The organism is Glutamicibacter sp. NPDC087661, assembly GCF_044743275.1.
In the GTDB taxonomy this organism is placed as follows: domain Bacteria; phylum Actinomycetota; class Actinomycetes; order Actinomycetales; family Micrococcaceae; genus Glutamicibacter.
Genome location: NZ_JBIUWE010000001.1, coordinates 1,029,018 through 1,046,351, shown reverse-complemented (window position 1 = coordinate 1,046,351; position 17,334 = coordinate 1,029,018). Strand labels below are relative to the sequence as shown.

The window sequence follows — 17,334 nt, the reverse complement described above, 5'->3', positions numbered from 1 at the left end:
CGTGACTATGTCGTTCGGAGAACGCAACTACGACCGCACCAAGCCTGAGATCGATTTCCCGGGCACCGACGCTCCTGAAGAACTGGTCATCACCGACCTGGTCGAGGGAACCGGCGCCGAGGTCACCCCAGGCACCACCGTTGAAGCGCACTATGTAGGCGTTGCCTGGTCCACCGGCGAAGAGTTCGACTCTTCCTGGGGCCGCGGGCAGACCCTCGACTTCCCAGTGGGTGTCGGAATGGTTATCCAGGGCTGGGACCAGGGCCTGCTGGGCATGAAGGTCGGCGGCCGTCGCCGACTGGATATCCCATCGCACCTGGCCTACGGCGAGCGTGGCGCCCCAGGCGCCATTGCGCCTAACGAAGCACTGATTTTCGTTGTGGATCTGATGGGCACCAAGTAATTCCAAGTGCTGGCAATGGCCTCGATTAAATAATCGGGGCCATTGCTGTCCCAGAAGTCATCCTTATCGGCGAAAGTTGGTTAGTCTAGGCACGTGAGCACAAAGCAATCCCCGGGACCCAGCAAGGCAGAACGCCTGACCAGCCTCATCTATGCGCTGGCAACTAAATCACGGAAGTTCAACGCCGACCGCATTGGATCCTATTTGGTGCCAGGCGGTACCAAGGAGACCCGAGAGAAGGCGCTGGATCGCCTCAAGGACGATATCCGCAATGACTTCGGGTTGCAGCTGGACAAAGAAGTAATCGACGATGTTACGTACTACAGCATCGACACGACCGAGTGGTTCTTGCCGCCGGTGGAATTCAGCCCCGCAGAAGCCGGCCTGGTCGGATTGGCCGCGAGCCTTTGGAAAGACACCAAGCTCCAGTCATTGGGGCTCAATGCCGCGGCCCGAGTCACCGGCCATGATGGCGTGGCCTCGCCGGTCGCTCCGTTGGCCGGCTCATTGGTCCCACGCCTTTCCATGGATGAACCGAACTTCCGCGAATGCGCCCTGGCGGTCTTCAACCGCAACACGCTCAAGTTCGCCTATACGTCCTCTGGCGGCGCACAGAGCGAACGAATTGTTGATGTGTGGGGGATCGGGCAGCGCTACGGCAACTGGTACTTCACCGGCTATGACCACACGCGGAAAGATACCCGTGTCTTCCGCCTCTCGCGGGTTCAGGGCAAGTTCACGAATTACCGGCATGGCGGCGCTAACGCCGACGGGCAGTACCACGCCCGCCCCCAGGATTTCGACATGACCCAGGTCTTGCAGGATTTCGACCTGCAGAATCCGGGACTGGTGGCAACGGTGCGGCTCTTGGGCGATGAAGCAATCCCGCTGCGCGCCCAGGCAGTAAATGGCCGCAGCGATCAGGATGAGCTGCAGATCGGCTATGCGGATCCGCATTCATTTGCCCAGCAGCTGGCAGCTTATGGTCCGGCCGTGAAAGTCCTGGGACCCTCCGAACTGGTGGCCCAGGTGCGCCGGATTCTGCGCGACGCGCGCAGCTCCCAGACTAGCCAGGGCAACCAGGATGCCTACGCAGAGGTGAAGTTCCGTCCGCATCGCGCCACCGGCCGTGGCACCACCACAACTCAGGTCATGCGAAATATCGACATGATCCAGTATGTGCACGCCCATGGTGCCGTAGAAATCGAAGCGCTGGCAGAACGCTACTCCATGAGCGTTGCCAAGGTTCGTGAAGAGCTGGCCATGATCATGATGTGCGGTGTCCCGTACGGCCAGCATGACGAACTGATCAACGTCAATGACGGCGACGTTGAATCCGATACCGTTACGATCTCCAATGCAGCCCTGCTGGCCGAGCCGCAGAAGCTGGCGCCGCTGGAAGCAGTAGCCGTGCTCGGCGGGCTCAACGCCCTGGCAAGCATTCCCGAGTTCGAGCACCAGCAGGTGCTCGACGCGGCACTGGCCAAGGTGAATTCCGCGGTGGCCCGTTTTGACGGCTGGAGCGGGGCGCTGGGCTTCGCACTGTCCAAGGCGCGCGAGAACGATATTCCGCAGCAGCTGATTCAGGCGATTCGTTCCCAAAACGTCGTGCGCATCGATTACTACTCGGCCCGTTCGCGAACTCACCAGGTTCGCGATGTGGAACCGATCCGGCTCATTGAAGACGGAGCGGTGCAGTACCTGCGGGCTTGGTGCCGAAAGCGCCAGAGCCTATTAACTTTCCGGGTGGACCGGATGTTAAGTGTGGAAACTGCCGGTGAACAATTCGAGCTGGCGGCTCGGCATGAAGACCAGCAAGATGTCCAGATCCGGTATGCCTCCAACGACGATGACTTAGAGGTCATGGTCTATGTAGACGCCGAGATCTTACCGGTTATCGAAGCTTTCCATCCTCTTTCCTGGTCCACGGGAAAGGTCGGTACGGGGTATCTGGCCAACGTCCGGTTCTCGGATCACCAGGTAGCTGCGCCGCTCGTGGCTCGCCATAGCGGTAAACTGACTGTGGTCTCTCCTGACGCTACGCGCGAACAGGTAGTGAACTGGTTGGACGAGGCTATCGCAATGTATGAGGATTAATAGATGCTTCCTTGGTGGTTTTGGGTACTTTTGTGGACTGTGCTCGTTTTGGCGACAATACTTGTTGCGGCACTTGCCGGCTTCCGTTTGTTCAAACGGGGAATGGCGGTCGTCGAGGGCCTGGGCGACGCTGCGGATCACATCAGCGCCGGTTTAAGCCAGGAGGGCACCGTCGTGGAGTACGCTGCGAACCCTCGTCGCTACCCGCACGGAACCGATGCCACGCACGCGGATCCGGAGAAGATCAAAAAGCTTCGCGATAAGGGCAAAGCTGAAAGAATCGAGGCGCGTCGAGTTCGCCGCGTCGCACGTCGCGCACAGCGCGGCCAAGCTCAGAACATGCGCGATCTTGGCTTGTTCTGACGTAGACTTTAGATAGAGAGAAGGGAATCCACATGGGTGGCTTACAGGGATGGCATTTGGTCATCATTATCGTGCTTGCACTGCTGCTTTTCGGCGCTCCAAAGCTTCCAGGCTTGGCTCGCTCGATGGGCCAGTCGCTGCGCATTTTCAAGTCCGAGGTTCGCCAGATGAAGGATGATGATCCTAAATCTGAAACCGTTGATGGCACCATCAATGATCCGAACCCCAACGAAAAGAACAACTCGTAGACCTCTTCAGTGGCAACAAATAAAGACAAGAACCCGCGCAGCAAGAAGAAGCGGGCCAAGGACGCAGAAGGTCGGATGGCTCTCAAAGAGCATCTGATTGAAGCACGGAACCGGTTATTCAAGTCGCTCATCGCGCTGACCTTGGGCACGGTAGCCGGTTTCTTCGTATACGACTGGCTGCTTGCCTTGCTGATCGCGCCTGTGAAAGCTGCCGGCGGCTCGGTAGTGTTCACCGCGGTGATGTCACCCTTCGACATCATGATCAAGGTGGCGCTGTTCGTCGGCCTGATCGTTTCCTCGCCGGTGTGGCTCTACCAGCTGTGGGCATTCATCGTGCCGGGACTGAAAAAGAACGAGCGCCGTTTGAGCTACAGCTTCGTAGCAGCCGCGGTTCCGCTGTTCCTTGGCGGCGTGGCGATGGCCTACTTCGTTCTTCCGTTTGCGCTGGAATTCTTCATTAGCCTGTCGCCGGAGAACTCGGATAACCTGCTGAACATTTCCGAGTACCTGCCGTTTATCTTCCGCCTGCTCCTGGCATTCGGCTTGGCCATGCTGGTACCGGTACTGATGGTTGGCCTGAACATGGTTGGCGTCCTGCCAGCCAAGCTCATCTTGAAGAACTGGCGTATCACCGTCTTCCTCATCGCCCTGGTTGCCGCTATGGCAGCACCAGGCGGCGATGCAATCACCATGTTCGCGTTGGCTGGACCGTTGTTCCTCACCTTCGCCGTTGCCACCTTGATCTGCCACTTCAACGACAAGAAGCGCGCAAAGAAGCTGGCGGCACGGGAAGCCGAGAATGAACGCCTAGCAGCTGGTGAAACTTCTGGCATTGAAACCCCTAGCTCGATTGACGAACCTAAATCCCAGCTCTGAACCAGGGCAAGAAAGTGAACGACCACAAGTGACTTCACCCGCGGAACGCTACGCGAATTCCAAGGCACGGCAGGTCGAAAACGGCACTGCACTTCCTGAATTCCGGGCAAGCATCTCCTTCGACCTGGATCCATTCCAGGCCGAAGCTTGCCAGAAGGTCGCAGAAGGGCACAGCGTACTGGTCGCTGCGCCCACCGGCGCCGGAAAAACTGTTGTTGGCGAATACGCCATCTACCAGGCTCTAGGCGAGAACCGCAAGGCTTTCTACACCACGCCCATCAAGGCGCTGAGCAACCAGAAGTATTCGGAACTGGTCAACCGCTATGGAGCGCAGAAGGTCGGGTTGCTGACCGGCGACACCTCCATCAATTCCGAAGCGCAGATCGTCGTCATGACCACCGAAGTGCTGCGCAATATGCTGTACGCGGATTCCCAAACCCTCGACGGCTTGGGCTACGTGATCATGGATGAGGTCCACTACCTCGCCGATAAATTCCGTGGTGCCGTATGGGAAGAAGTCATCATCCATCTGCCGTCCAACGTGCAGATCATTTCACTCTCGGCAACCGTGTCCAACGCCGAGGAATTCGGTGGCTGGCTGGATACCGTCCGGGGCCAGACCGACGTCATTGTCTCCGAGCATCGCCCGGTGCCGCTCTTCCAGCACGTCATGGTCGGCCCTAACGTGGTCGACCTGTTTGCCGAAGACGTAGCCTTCGACAAGGTGGCTGAAGACGATTCAAAGGCCTCGGTCAACCCCGAACTGCGAAAACTCGTACGCTCCCACAGCCCTGGCGGCCGAGTGCAGCGCGGCCGGGGTCGCGGCGGCCGCGGCCCCCAGCGCAGTTCAGGCATGGGGCACCGCATCAACCGTCCAGCGGTTATCGGGAAGCTTGACCGGGCTGCTCTGCTGCCAGCTATCTTCTTCATTTTCTCCCGCAAGGGCTGCGATATGGCCGTGCAGCAGTGCGCCATGGCTGACCTGCGCCTGACGACCAATGAAGAAGCCGCCGAGATCGCGCAAGCGCTGGATGAAGTCGCCTACCGGATCCCCAGCGAAGACCTGGACGTTCTGGAATTCTGGTCCTGGCGCGATGGTCTGGTTCGCGGCTTCGCTTCCCACCACGCCGGCCTGCTCCCGATCTTCAAGGAAATCGTTGAAGACCTCTTTGCACGCAACCTGATCAAGGTGGTGTTCGCAACCGAGACCCTGGCACTGGGCGTGAACATGCCAGCACGCTCGGTCGTGCTGGAAAAACTGGTCAAATTCAACGGCGAATCCCACGTGCAGATCTCTTCGGGGGAGTACACCCAGCTCACCGGCCGTGCCGGGCGCCGCGGCATTGACGTCGAAGGCCATTCAATTGTTGTCTGGAACCCCGACCTGGAACCGGAATCCTTGGCAGGACTCGCTTCGAAGCGAACCTATCCGCTGAATTCCTCGTTCCGTCCGACCTACAACATGTCCACCAACTTGCTGGCGCAGTTTGGCCGTGAACAGACTCGTCAAATCCTCGAAACCTCCTTTGCCCAGTACCAGGCGGACCGTTCCGTGGTGGGCATGGCGCGCCAGGTGCGTTCCAAGGAAGAATCCCTGGCCGGCTACGCCAAATCGATGGAATGCCATCTCGGAGATTTCACCGAGTACCTGAAACTCCAACGAAACCTGGCCCAGGTCGAGAAGAACGCTGCGAAGGACCGCCGCCACGAGCGCCGTTCGGCAGCTGAGCAGTCCCTGCAGGCCGTGATCCGCGGCGACGTGGTGGACCTGCCAGGTGGCCGCCGCTTCGGCCGCGCCGTGGTCGTCGAGCTTGATAAGGCCATGTACAACCCGCGACACACCGTGCTGACCGAAGAAGCGCAGCTTCGCCGGCTCTCGGTGGAAGACCTCAACGGACCAGTGCAGATTATTTCGCGGATCAAGATTCCCAAGGGGTTCAACGGGCGCACACCGAAGGAGCGCCGGGACCTTGCTTCATCCTTGCGCAACGCGATCTACGAGTCGCGTCCTCCACGCCAGGACGCCCAGAGCTTTGATTTCGAAGGCTCGGATTCCTTCGAGCGTGAAATCAACGCACTGCGCCTGGAGCTCAAGGACCATCCTTGCCACGCCTGCTCGGAGAAGGACCAGCACATGCGCTGGGCCGACAGGTACTGGAAGCTGAAGAAGGACACGGACAAGGCCCGTCGCGCCATCCGCGGGCGAACCAATACCATTGCCACGCAGTTCGACAAGGTCTGCAAAGTGCTCGAGCAGTTCGAATACCTCGTGCCTTCCGAGGGCGGCGAAGATTTCGCGCTGACCGACTCGGGCCGCCGCCTGCGCCGCATCTATGGCGACCGCGATCTGCTCACCAGCCAAATCCTGGAGACCGGCAAGCTCACGCAGCTCAATGCGGAAGAACTCTGCGCGGTTGTCGCCAGCCTGGTCTACCAGGCACGCCGCGACGGGGACCGTGCCGATCCGAAAATGCCAACGGGCAAGATCGATGACATCTGGAATAGCACTATCAGGATTTGGGGCGAGCTATCGGACGCTGAAGAGGCCTTGGGCCTTGACCCGACCGCTCCACCGGAATCCGGTTTGATCTGGCCAATGTACAAGTGGGCCCGCGGTTCGAGCCTGAACAGCGCGCTGCGCGGTACCGATCTGGCACCGGGTGACTTCGTGCGCTGGGCCAAGCAGGTCATCGACACATTGGACCAGTTCGCAAAGAATAGCGACCTTCCGCCATTGCTGGTTCGCAATGCCTACAAGGCAGTAGACCAGATCAAGCGCGGTGTAGTGGCCTACTCGAACGTGCTGGACTAGCCAGCAGGTCCAGCCGAAAAACTTATTAGCCAGTGCACGAGAAAAGGGAGACGCTGATGGCAAAAACACTCTACCGAAACGGGTCCATCTACTCAGCGGCCGATCCATTTGCTACCGCAATGGTGGTGGACGGCGACACCATTTCATGGTTGGGCGGCGAGGACGCAGCCGAGCGCCACGCGTCTGCCGTCGACGAAGTGGTCGACCTCAATGGTGGTTTGATTACCCCGGCGTTCGTCGAATCCCACACGCACCTTGCCGCCTTGGGCCGCACCCTTTCGGGAGCCGATTTGGGTGCAGCAACCTCGGCTTCTTCGCTGCTTTCCCTCGTCGCCGAGCAGGCGCAGAAGTCGACCAAGCTGGTCCTGGCTCAGGGGTGGGACAACTCGAACTGGGCTGACCAGCAGCTGCCCGCGGAAACCGACCTGACCAGTGCCGCGGAAGGCCGCGGCTATTACCTGGCGCGTCGCGATGTGCACAGTGCCCTGGTCAATCGGGAACTGCTGGATTTGCTGGACCTGGGCCACCTCGCCGCTGGCATCATTTCTGGTGCGGATCACGACGCCGTGCGTGAAGCACTCACCAATACGCAGAAGGCCGAACAGGAATACCAGCGCCTGGCACTGGAGCACTACGCCTCGCGTGGTTTCGCCAGCGTTGTGGAGATGGCGGCCCCGCATATTGAGGGCCGAGAGGCGCTGGAGCAGTTGCTGGCCATCGACAACCCTGAACTGCCGCAAGTCCATGCCTACTGGGGCGAACTGGTTAGCGATGCAGACATCGCCCAGGAGCTGGCCGCATCCTTCCCAACGGGAAAGGTGCTGGGCTTGGGTGGCGATCTTCGCGTGGATGGTTCGCTAGGCAGCCACACGGCGTACCTGCGCGAAGACTACAGCGATCAGCCGGGCGAACGCGGCACCCTGTATCTGAAGCGTGACGAAATTGCGGCCCACCTGGTCGCTTGCAGTTCCCGGGAGATCCAGGCCTCGTTCCATGTGATCGGAGACGGCGCCCTGGACGAGGTGTTGGCAGGTTTTGACCTGGCTGCTGAGCAGATTGGGGCAGCTAAGCTGCAGATGTGCCGGCACCGTCTGGAGCATGTCGAGATGGTTGATGAAGACTCGCGGGCCCGTTTGCTGCAGTACGCCATCATGGTTTCGATGCAGCCGGTCTTCGACCAGGCGTGGGGCGGCTCGAACGGCATGTACGCGCAGCGCCTGGGGGAGCGCGCAGCATCGATGAACAACCTCTCCGCTATGCTTTCGGCTGGTGTGCCAATGGTGCTTGGCTCTGATGCTCCGGTAACGGAGGTTGATGGCTGGCAGGTTGTTCGCGCCGGCATGAACATGACGAATGCTGAGGCTCGCATTTCGGCTCGTGCGGCCTTCTTGGCTCAAACCCGATCCACCTACCGCGCCATGGGCGAGATGAACCCGTTCGCCGGGCAGCTCGTGATCGGCGCGCCGGCGACTTTTGCAGTGTGGACTGCCTCTGAACTTGCTGTGCAAACTCCGGACGTCCGAATCAGTTCTTGGAGTACCGATGCACGAGCTGGAACTCCGATGCTTCCGGTCATTGATGAGGAAATTCCGCAGTGCCTGCGTACAGTACGCGCTGGAATCACGCTTTTCAATACCCTTGAGCCAAGCGAATCGGCTTAAAGCGAAACAGATGCTCAATAAGCAGAATGAATTCGCAAAATTTGCCCTGACTAGTGGTGTCTAGGTAAAGAGTGAAGTCATTTGATGGTTGACAGCCTAGGTGGGGTACCCACTAGGCTGGTCTAAGCGCCTCTTCGAGATGCACATGCATTGCGTTGGAAACTACGCAATTTAAACAACGATCCTCAGTGACCTTAGATAACATTCTCTGTGCCTTTCGGCGTGGAGAATAGGGCCGAAGTCACTGAGGATCGTTCGTTAATGCGGTGTCTCCAGCGCGCTGATTGGCAAATGATGACTATACTTTGAATTTGGATTAACTCTTTTCGACCCGGTGTCCTGCATAAGCCATGCAGTCGACGCCGAGCAGGCAAGAGGCTTTGTGTTATATACCCAGAAAGGTGCCGCCGCGTGCGCGTCATTACAATCATTCCGACTTACAACGAACTGGAGTCGCTCCCGCTGACCGTAGGACGCTTGCGTACCGCAGTTCCTGACTCGGATGTATTGATCGTTGATGATAACTCGCCTGACGGCACCGGAGAACTTGCAGACAAGATGGCTGCTGAGGACTCGAATATCCACGTATTGCACCGTACCGGCAAGGATGGCCTGGGAGCCGCCTACATTGCAGGTTTCGAATGGGCGTTGGCTCGCGACTACGACGTACTGGTAGAGATGGATGCCGATGGCTCGCATATGCCAGAGCAGCTTCCACGCCTTTTGGAAGCCAGTGCCGCGGGCGCAGATCTCGTAATCGGTTCGCGTTGGGTCAAGGGCGGCGAAGTCGTGAACTGGCCAATGCTGCGCAAGATCATCTCGCGCGGCGGCAGCTTCTACTCGCGCACCATGCTGGGCTTGCCTCTGCGCGACATCACCGCAGGCTACCGCGCCTTCAAGCGCGAAACCCTGGAAGCAATCGATTTTGACGCCGTTGAGTCGCGCGGCTACGGCTTCCAGGTGGACATGACCTTCCGCGTGGCCATGCTGCGCAAGACGATCGTTGAAGTTCCCGTGACCTTCGTAGAGCGCGAACTGGGCGCGTCGAAGATGAGCGGCAACATTGTGTTCGAAGCAATGTGGAATGTCACCCGCTGGGGCTTGGGCGCCCGGTGGAAGAAGCTGACTTCCAAGAAGTAATACCCGTGGTTAAGCGAACTGGCGTGCAACGATGGATCGTTGCACGCCAGTTCGTTTAACCAGGAATCATCATCAGGTCTCGGGCAGGCAGTGAAATACAAACCAGCCCACCGCCCCAAAGGCGGACTGTGCAGGATGAAGATAGCTTCTACGAAGCTGCTTAGGCCGGCGGCGCTGGCCGCGCAATTTCATGCAGGCTCTTTGACGCAGTTGAAAATACTGGGCGTGGTCTTTGAGCCCCATAGCAGACAGGCAAAAGAGTGAGGGCTGGGTTTGATAACCATTGGTCATCAAACCCAGCCCTCAACCAAGCCCCTACGGCCATGCTAAGGCAGCATGGAACCGTGCGTGGGGGAGATTAGGCAGTTTCCCCGCGAGCAGCGCGCAGCTGCTGGAGGCGGTCTGCCAGAGTCTTTTCCAGTTCTTCTTCGGAACGGCGCTCAAGAAGCATGTCCCAGTGGGTACGGACAGGCTTTTCATTGCCCGGTTCTTCGGCCTTGGCTTCGCCGTGGACGAGCTTGGCTTCCTTACCGGTCTTGGTGTGCCAGGTTGCTGGAATTTCAGCTTCGGCAGCAAAGACGACGAAGACGGTCTCGCCCTCTTCGGTACGGTATTCCACACGCTGACGGGCAGCCGGCTCCACACCTGCCTCAGATTCCATGCTCTGTGCACCCAGGCGCATGCCTCGTAGGCTGCGATCGCTCATGTTTTCCCTCCGCGATGATTGAAGAATTCGCTACACGTACCAACGTTTGGCACTCGGAAATAATTCCCTCCGACTAGAGGTGAAGATAATTCTTGGTGCCAAAACATCCATTATACGCGTCTGCGGCGAGGTGCATTGTATGCACCTCGCCGCAGACGGCTAATCGGTTCTAAACCAGCTGTTGCTACAGGTTGCTACCTGGGGCCGATGGCGATTCCGGAGTGGCAGGCTTGCTGCCCGATCCGTTGCCGCCCAGCGCTCCGCCGATGCCCTTGAGTGCTTCGGTCAGTTCGCTTGGAATCACCCACAGGGTATTCGAAGTGCCTTCGGCAAGCTTCGGCAGAGTCTGCAGGTACTGGTAGGCGAGCAACTCATGGTCCGGCTTGCCGGCGTGAATTGCATCGAAGACCTTCTGGATGGCCTGGGACTCGCCGTCAGCGCGCAAGATTGCGGCCTGTGCATCGCCCTCGGCTTCGAGGATGGAAGCCTGGCGTGCGCCTTCGGCAGTAAGGATGGAGGACTGCTTGGTGCCCTCAGCGGTCAGGATGGCAGCACGGCGGTCACGCTCGGCGCGCATCTGCTTCTCCATCGAGTCCTGGATGGACAGCGGTGGATCGATAGCCTTCAGCTCGACACGGGAAACACGGATGCCCCACTTGCCGGTTGCCTCGTCAAGGACACCACGCAGCTGGCCGTTGATCTGGTCGCGGCTAGTCAGGGCCTCTTCCAGATTCAGGCCACCGACGACATTACGAAGCGTAGTGGTGGTCAGCTGTTCTACGGCCTGGATGTAGTTAGCGATTTCATACGTCGCGGCACGCGGCTCGGTGATCTGGAAGTAGACCACGGTATCAATCGAAACTACCAAGTTGTCCTCGGTAATAACTGGCTGCGGCGGGAAGGAAACAACTTGTTCACGCAGGTCCAGCAGCGGCAGCAAGCGATCCACAAAGGGGATCAGGATTGTCAGACCGGGATTTAGGGTTCGGTTGTACTTGCCGAGGCGCTCAACGATGCCAGCACGTGCCTGCGGCACGATGCGCACGCTGCGCAGTAGGACGACAATCACGAAGATTGCCAGAACGACAAGCACAATAGTCAAGCCAAAGCCATCTGAATTCATGGTTCGTACTCTCTTTCCTTGTGCAGTAGTGATGAATTTGGGGGCGTCAGGCTAGCTAGCCGTTAGCAGGGTCAGGGGACTTCGCGGTGAGGTATGCAGTTGCCCCGTCGATACGTGAAACCACGGCATAGGTGCCGGGATTCATGGTCGGAACGCTGGATTCAGCACGGGCGGTCCAGATCTCTCCACGGATCTTGGCCGAACCCGACATGCGCGAGGTCGGCTCGAGAATAAGTGCATCCGCACCGATTAATCGCTCGATATTGGTGCGGAAGCCCTCGGGTGATTTCCGTAAATGTTTGACGGCAATAGGTCGAACCAGGAAGATCATCAACAATGAAATGACGCAGAATACAAGGACCTGCAACCACATGGGTCCACTGAGCAGTGCGACCGCTACACCACCAAGGGCACCTACGCCGAGCATGATGAAGTAGAGATCAAGAGAAAGCATCTCGATGATCGCCAGCAGCAAGAACAGTGCCAGCCAGATCACCCAAGCGTTGCTGATGATCCATTCGGCTGTTGTCATGGCATTCACCTAAATTCTGTTAGGACATTGACCAGTCGTAACTGGTCTTTCCTACATTCTGCCGTAGAAGGCAGATAAAAGGTGTAGTCATTTTGGGGTATCTTCTAGCCCTGCGTGACGAATGCGTGTACTCCAAAGGAAGCTGTTACAGGCTGGGAACCCAACGCCAGCGTCTGCTGATGAAGAATTTCAGGGGAGAGGTGGTGCCCGGACGGACCCATGAATGCAAGGTTATAGAGATCGTCCGCATTCAGGTTCATCCGATATGTCAGATTCTTGGATCCGCGATGATTAAGGCCTTCAGCCGCAAATTTTTCCACCAAGGCGGCTTGCTTGCCCTGTCCTACGGTGAGCATGCCCAGCGGGTCGACGACTTCGTTGAGATGATCTGGTTCGCCGGTCACGACAATGCATAATCCACCAGTACGCAGTACACGTTGGAACTCTGCCGGGTTATGCGGTGCGAAGCAGTTGATCACCACATCGCGTGATCGGTCGGCAGTAGGCAATTTGCGCCAGACATCCCAGACCACAGCGAGCGTGCTTGGAACCTTCGCGGCACGACGCATGGCAAAGCGGGAGATGTCCAGAGCCAAAGCATCAAGTTCAGCAGCAGGAGAGTTCTCTAGAATCTTCCCCAGGTAGTAGCCGGTACCTGCGCCCGCATCCAGCACGTCAAGCGAATGTCCGTCGTGATGATCATTGATCAGCTCGGACAGCGCGCGCGCCAGAGGCTCATAATGTCCCTTTGACTGGAAAGCATCGCGGGCTTGGACCATGGCCGAGGTGTCTTCGAGGAAGTTCGTTCCTTTGCCAGTAAGGAAGTTGAAGTAACCCTGTTTGGCAGCATCAAAACGATGCCCGGCTTCGCAACTCAGGGTTCTATCCCGAGTTTCCTCGAAGCCAAGGGGTTGCTCGCAGACCGGGCAAGTAACGTTCGTGGTGCCGGAGAACATTAGAATTTCAGAACCTCTTGTGCCGTTGCAACGTCCATGCTTTCATGGCGCCACAGTTCGGATTCGTTAATCAAGGAGCGGGTAAGTGCTTTGTCGATATAGACAGTGCCCGACAGATGATCAGTTTCGTGCTGGACAATGCGGGCCTGCCAACCGGAGAAGCTTCGAGTTATTTCCTGGCCGTCCCGATCTTTATAAGTGGCGGTGATATCGGCGGCCCGGCTCACTACGCCTTGGAATCCTTCGAAAGACAGGCAACCTTCGTAGAAGACTGCCGCGCGCTCTGTTGATGCCGTATATACGGGGTTGAAGATCTCGAAGTACTCCAGCGGCTCACGCTCTCTGTGCGAGGCAGCTTCCTCCGGAATGGGATAGAGATCTTCGAGCACGGCAATCTGCAGGGGGATACCCACCTGAGGAGCGGCGAGTCCTACGCCAGGGGCGTCGTACATGGTCTGGCGCATTGCTTCAAGGAGTTCTTCGAGCAGTTCCTGCGGAAGCTGCTGCTCGTAGGCCACCGCCTGCTGGCGGAGAACGGGATGTCCCAGCTGGACAATAGGCAGTATGAGGTTCTCATCTGCAGTCTCCAGGACTTCTCGAACGATATTCTCGATGTCCTGTGCGGTGTACTCGGTGTTCATCGGCAAGCGCTAGTCCGTTCGTATTCGTTGAGCTGAAGTTGAGCCAGGCGCGAGGTGAGTCGGGCCTTTTCAGTGTCATGCAGCATGTGTCCAAGATTGCCCAGATTGTCTGCGGCGTACAGATGGACTTCCACGTTCTTGTCGTAGAAGATATCGATAAGATTCGCCAGTCGGCGTTCCTCATCCATTGGCATGGTGGCACTAGCTGGGATGCAGGTTACATGCCAGCGCGAATACCGGCTTGCCAAATCCAGATAGTCGGCAGTGTTGCGGCGAGTTCGGCAGATCTGATCGAAGCTGATCCAGATCTCATCCGCATTCACGTGGACTGGCCCGATTTCGTCGTAGCCGATCTGGATCATCGTATCGTGGACCGGCAGTTCTCCTGGTGCTTCGAAGAGATTTAGCGTGCCTCTCCGATACCCGTCCAAGACCTGCTCGGGATCGGCGGCGAGCTGTCGGTAGTCCACCGAATGATCCAGTGAGAATACAGTGAAGTCCCGTTGGATCCGGTCAATAATTGGCTGAACCAGGTGATGGAAAGTGTCATCGTCAAGCAGCTTCTCCGGCCCGTAGTTCGACGTAGTGACCAGCTGGATCTCGTGTTCCGTGCAATGCCGAATGAGCTTGGCCATGAACATCGCGTCGCCAGGTTCGGTGCAATGGAACTCATCGAAGACCAGCAACTGCAGTCCAGCGAGCTCGCGCTCAAGCCCTTGCGAGAAAATCGCGCCCAGCGGCTGGCCCGGGACACGGTTGACCGGGGAATTTACGCGCTGGAAGAACTCGTGGAAATGGAAGCGCGCTGTCGTGGTTTCAGGCAGCACCGAGACCAAGGTATTGATGATGAGGGTTTTGCCTCGACCAGGAGGGCCATAAATGTAGACGCCAGGGTGCTTTGCCGTCATCGTCGTACGCAAAGTACGTCCTAGAAGGTCGATCAGATCACTCTGAACCGGGTCAACTTCGATACCTTGCAGCTTGAGAGCTTCGCGGATCTGAAGAGCGTACTTATTCCCGTGGGGAATGCGTAGCAACGGATTAGCCATATCTAAATTTTGCCACTGAGCGCAGACGCGGCCAATCTTCTGTGATGCAATCGCCACCATTCCAGCTTGCAGGGATGCCTTGCGGTGCCGAGGCGACGTTAAAGTGCCTAGTCAAGAAGCCTTCGATTTATTTCGAAACGGATGATTTAAATAGGGGAGTGCTCCCAAAGATGGCTACGAGCCTGTTTAGTCTTGTGAATTTTGAGCATACCTATCGCTTTATCTTGATCCGTGGCCATAATGGACACACCCACAGAGCTGGGTTGAAGCAGTTGAATCGAAGCAGGGCGGGCGAAATGCGGAGAGGGAGCGCGTGAGATGACCAGCGAATTCATTGTCCCAACGGCTGAAGACGAGATCGTCTCCAGCGATCTTTTGGACATGTCGGCAACGGTACTCAAAACCTTGTCGGATCCGGCAAGGCTCCAGATGCTCTGGGCGCTGTCCATGGACGATCTTTCCCTGTCCGATTTGGCTCAGTTGATCGGCGTTAGTCCAACGGTTGCCGGCCAATTGCTATCCAAGCTGCGAGCAGTCGGTGTATTGCAAACGAGGAAGTCCGGCCGCCATGTCATCTACTCGATGCATGATGAGCGATCGCGCGAGTTCATTCGGCAGACCCTGGACTTCGCGAGGCACCGGCTGGATTTGCAGGATCAGCGTCAACAAGCTGAGCAGTAAGCGGCCTTCGAAATCCGAGGCGTAAATGGACGAATAAGGCTACTTCCAGCGACATTGCGAATAAGCCGATAATCTACATTATGTAAAGTAATGGAATCCACGACTCCCCACGCAGGGTCTCACTGCAGCCATTTGTGCTGGCTGCCCCGTCTATCGAAGCAGGCTCCTTTCATGCCCATCATTCGAAAGTTCGCGGACGCTTCGGCGGGATCTGTGGATCTCAGGTGGTCCTTCGGCGTATCGACCGACAGGCTTTGGCACGCAATGATTGATCGTCAGGCATTGCCACTCTGGCTGGGAACTCACGTCGCTGGAAGCCTTGGCGTGGGTTCTACTGTGCAGATCGAGCATGCGGAAAACTACATCTGCGAAAGCCGGATTGAACAGGTCGAGCCAGCATCCGCCCTCGTGGTGTCCTGGAAGTTTCCGGAAGAATCTGTGTCGGAGGTTAGTTTGACTCTGCAGTCGAGCCTCTTCGGAGCTGAACTTGCGCTGAGCCACTCCAAACTCAGCGTTGGCGTCTCGAATTACCTGGCGGGATGGGAAACGCATCTCATGTATCTGGAGGCCGTCCTGCTTGGGGCTCCGCGCTCGATGGATCAATTCTGGGACGTTTATCAGGAGGTATTCGAGAACTAGGGCGCTTTCCTCTTGCCACTCCCCTCGATGTTATTCCAAACGATGATCGATCCGGCTAGAGTACACCGCGCCGGGTCAATGCCGACCTCAAATCCGCAGCGGAAGCAAAGTGATGTGTGTGGATTCCGAGATCGGTCGCCCCGACAAGTTTCCCGGCGGAATCGTCGGTAAAGAGGATCTGGTTTGCACACAGGTGCAGAGCATTGATTACGTGCAGAAATGCTCGTCGGTCTGGCTTCGGATAACCGATTTTTGCTGAATTGAATACTCGGGCGACGTGGGTGGCGATTCCTTGCCGCTTAAGTTCGATGTCAATGGTGTCGCTGCCGTTCGTGAGAATGGCGGCGGTGATACCTGCACGTTGTAGATCGTCGAGTAGCTGCAGCACATCGCGATCTACAACGGGCTCTATGCGACCCCATGCGTTGGCGGCTTCCGTGGATCCAATGCTCTTCCCAATCTCCTTGATCCATGTCAAACGAGATATTTTACCTGTAGTGAGTCCTTCCAGGCGAGCAGGGTCGAAAGCCGCCGCGTTCAAAGTGCCCGATGGCAACCCATATTCCATTTCAACGTCAGCAGTGGCGGCCTCGGGAAAGTTGCGGATCACTCCGTCCAAATCGAAAACTACTGCGTGGATCATGGGGCAATCCTGCCAGATGCAGGCGCATTGGGGCATCTGGGGCCAAGTGCATGCGGTGCCTTTCCTGCAGCGAGGGCCTGCCTAGAAATCTAGCAGGTGCTGCGTCAACCGGGAACTCCATGTCCCAGGGCAGGATGTCGGCGGTATCCCGGGAGCCAGATAGGCTAGTACTTGACCGAGTTCCCGGACTACTCCCCTATCTACCTTCAAGGACAGAAAACACCCTATGTCTCCAAGCGCCCTGTACCGTCTAGTTGCCCGCGCTGAAGCTGTCACATGGACGATGCTGATCATCGCATTGATTTTGAAGTACGTCGTCAAGGTTGGTGATTGGCCTGTTTCCATTGCCGGCTTCATCCACGGCTTTGTCTTCCTGACTTATGCAACGATGGCTGTGCTCATTGGCATGAATCAGCGCTGGAGGAAGTCGCTGATCATTGGAGCTGCCGCGACCGCCGTCGTCCCATATCTGACCATTCCTTACGACAAGTGGCTGGAACGCAAGGGAAAGCTGGAAGGTACCTGGCGTACCGAAGCAACCGATCATCCAGATGATCGCAAGTGGACCGACGCGACGATGCGTTGGCTTGTTGCCCGCCCGGCGCTGACCACGGTCCTGCTATTCGTCGTTATTGCCGGTATCTTCTCGGCCATGCTTTTCATTGGCCCTCCAGGTGGCGAGCACTAATCATGGATTCTATGAGGAGCACGCTGCTTTCGCCTGGGCATCACTGAATGCACTGACTCCTCAATCCAATTTGCCT

Annotated in this window: 18 protein-coding genes; 11 read left to right on the top strand and 7 right to left on the bottom strand. The window is 57.6% G+C overall.

Annotated elements, in window-relative coordinates; genetic code table 11:
- Positions 1-7: 7 nt before the first annotated feature.
- The 8 genes from ACIOTN_RS04980 (at position 8) to ACIOTN_RS04945 (ending at position 9,600) form a co-directional block, all read left to right on the top strand.
- On the top strand, positions 8-403 hold the full coding sequence (locus ACIOTN_RS04980; RefSeq protein WP_013348985.1) for an FKBP-type peptidyl-prolyl cis-trans isomerase: 396 nt from the start codon (positions 8-10) through the stop codon (positions 401-403).
- A gap of 93 nt (positions 404-496) precedes the next feature.
- On the top strand, positions 497-2,500 hold the full coding sequence (locus ACIOTN_RS04975) for a helix-turn-helix transcriptional regulator (RefSeq protein WP_402734836.1): 2,004 nt from the start codon (positions 497-499) through the stop codon (positions 2,498-2,500).
- Positions 2,501-2,602: 102 nt separating this feature from the next.
- On the top strand, positions 2,603-2,863 hold the full coding sequence (locus ACIOTN_RS04970) for a hypothetical protein (protein WP_133833372.1): 261 nt from the start codon (positions 2,603-2,605) through the stop codon (positions 2,861-2,863).
- 32 nt (positions 2,864-2,895) lie between these two features.
- Positions 2,896-3,111 carry a Sec-independent protein translocase subunit TatA gene (gene tatA / locus ACIOTN_RS04965; protein WP_105657843.1) on the top strand — a complete coding sequence of 72 codons (216 nt, stop codon included), beginning with the start codon at positions 2,896-2,898 and terminating at the stop codon, positions 3,109-3,111.
- A gap of 9 nt (positions 3,112-3,120) precedes the next feature.
- Positions 3,121-3,987 carry a twin-arginine translocase subunit TatC gene (gene tatC, locus ACIOTN_RS04960; RefSeq protein ID WP_105657844.1) on the top strand — a complete coding sequence of 289 codons (867 nt, stop codon included), beginning with the start codon at positions 3,121-3,123 and terminating at the stop codon, positions 3,985-3,987.
- A 28-nt stretch (positions 3,988-4,015) separates the two neighbouring features.
- Positions 4,016-6,799 (top strand): DEAD/DEAH box helicase, encoded by a 2,784-nt coding sequence (locus tag ACIOTN_RS04955; RefSeq protein ID WP_402734835.1) that lies wholly within the window; start codon positions 4,016-4,018, stop codon positions 6,797-6,799.
- Positions 6,800-6,855: 56 nt separating this feature from the next.
- Positions 6,856-8,460, top strand: a complete 1,605-nt coding sequence (locus tag ACIOTN_RS04950) for an amidohydrolase (protein ID WP_402734834.1) — start codon at positions 6,856-6,858, stop codon at positions 8,458-8,460.
- A 411-nt stretch (positions 8,461-8,871) separates the two neighbouring features.
- A complete protein-coding gene (locus tag ACIOTN_RS04945) occupies positions 8,872-9,600 on the top strand; it encodes a polyprenol monophosphomannose synthase (protein WP_105657847.1) in 729 nt (242 codons plus the stop codon).
- Between the two features lie 358 nt (positions 9,601-9,958).
- Here ACIOTN_RS04945 and ACIOTN_RS04940 read toward each other — a convergent pair whose 3' ends face one another.
- The 6 genes from ACIOTN_RS04940 to zapE all read right to left on the bottom strand — a co-directional run bounded on the left by ACIOTN_RS04940 (position 9,959) and on the right by zapE (position 14,607).
- The gene (locus tag ACIOTN_RS04940) at positions 9,959-10,306 is read right to left on the bottom strand and encodes an RNA polymerase-binding protein RbpA (protein WP_105657848.1); all 348 of its coding nucleotides are present in this window, start codon (positions 10,304-10,306) and stop codon (positions 9,959-9,961) included.
- Positions 10,307-10,490: 184 nt separating this feature from the next.
- Complete coding sequence (locus ACIOTN_RS04935; RefSeq protein ID WP_105657849.1) at positions 10,491-11,429, bottom strand: SPFH domain-containing protein; 939 nt, start codon at positions 11,427-11,429, stop codon at positions 10,491-10,493.
- Positions 11,430-11,484: 55 nt separating this feature from the next.
- Entirely contained in the window at positions 11,485-11,961 is a 477-nt protein-coding gene (locus ACIOTN_RS04930) for an NfeD family protein (protein WP_105657869.1), read from the bottom strand.
- A gap of 104 nt (positions 11,962-12,065) precedes the next feature.
- Entirely contained in the window at positions 12,066-12,917 is an 852-nt protein-coding gene (locus ACIOTN_RS04925) for a putative RNA methyltransferase (RefSeq protein ID WP_402734833.1), read from the bottom strand.
- Complete coding sequence (gene def, locus ACIOTN_RS04920) at positions 12,917-13,558, bottom strand: peptide deformylase (RefSeq protein ID WP_105657851.1); 642 nt, start codon at positions 13,556-13,558, stop codon at positions 12,917-12,919. Before def ends, ACIOTN_RS04925 begins: the two co-directional genes overlap by 1 nt.
- Positions 13,555-14,607: an AFG1/ZapE family ATPase gene (gene zapE, locus ACIOTN_RS04915; protein WP_181148991.1), complete on the bottom strand. Its 1,053-nt coding sequence runs from the start codon at positions 14,605-14,607 to the stop codon at positions 13,555-13,557. The genes def and zapE overlap by 4 nt, the downstream gene beginning before the upstream one ends.
- A gap of 318 nt (positions 14,608-14,925) precedes the next feature.
- Between zapE and ACIOTN_RS04910 the strand changes: the two genes are divergently transcribed.
- Both ACIOTN_RS04910 and ACIOTN_RS04905 read left to right on the top strand, forming a co-directional pair.
- Positions 14,926-15,288 carry an ArsR/SmtB family transcription factor gene (locus ACIOTN_RS04910; protein WP_402734832.1) on the top strand — a complete coding sequence of 121 codons (363 nt, stop codon included), beginning with the start codon at positions 14,926-14,928 and terminating at the stop codon, positions 15,286-15,288.
- A gap of 171 nt (positions 15,289-15,459) precedes the next feature.
- A complete protein-coding gene (locus tag ACIOTN_RS04905) occupies positions 15,460-15,927 on the top strand; it encodes an SRPBCC domain-containing protein (RefSeq protein ID WP_402734831.1) in 468 nt (155 codons plus the stop codon).
- 55 nt (positions 15,928-15,982) lie between these two features.
- Here the strand turns inward: ACIOTN_RS04905 and ACIOTN_RS04900 are convergent, their stop codons facing one another.
- Positions 15,983-16,570 (bottom strand): HAD-IA family hydrolase, encoded by a 588-nt coding sequence (locus ACIOTN_RS04900; RefSeq protein WP_402734830.1) that lies wholly within the window; start codon positions 16,568-16,570, stop codon positions 15,983-15,985.
- Between the two features lie 226 nt (positions 16,571-16,796).
- On the opposite strand from ACIOTN_RS04900, the gene ACIOTN_RS04895 reads away from it, so the two are divergent.
- On the top strand, positions 16,797-17,258 hold the full coding sequence (locus ACIOTN_RS04895) for a DUF3817 domain-containing protein (protein ID WP_105661272.1): 462 nt from the start codon (positions 16,797-16,799) through the stop codon (positions 17,256-17,258).
- Positions 17,259-17,334 lie beyond the last annotated feature (76 nt).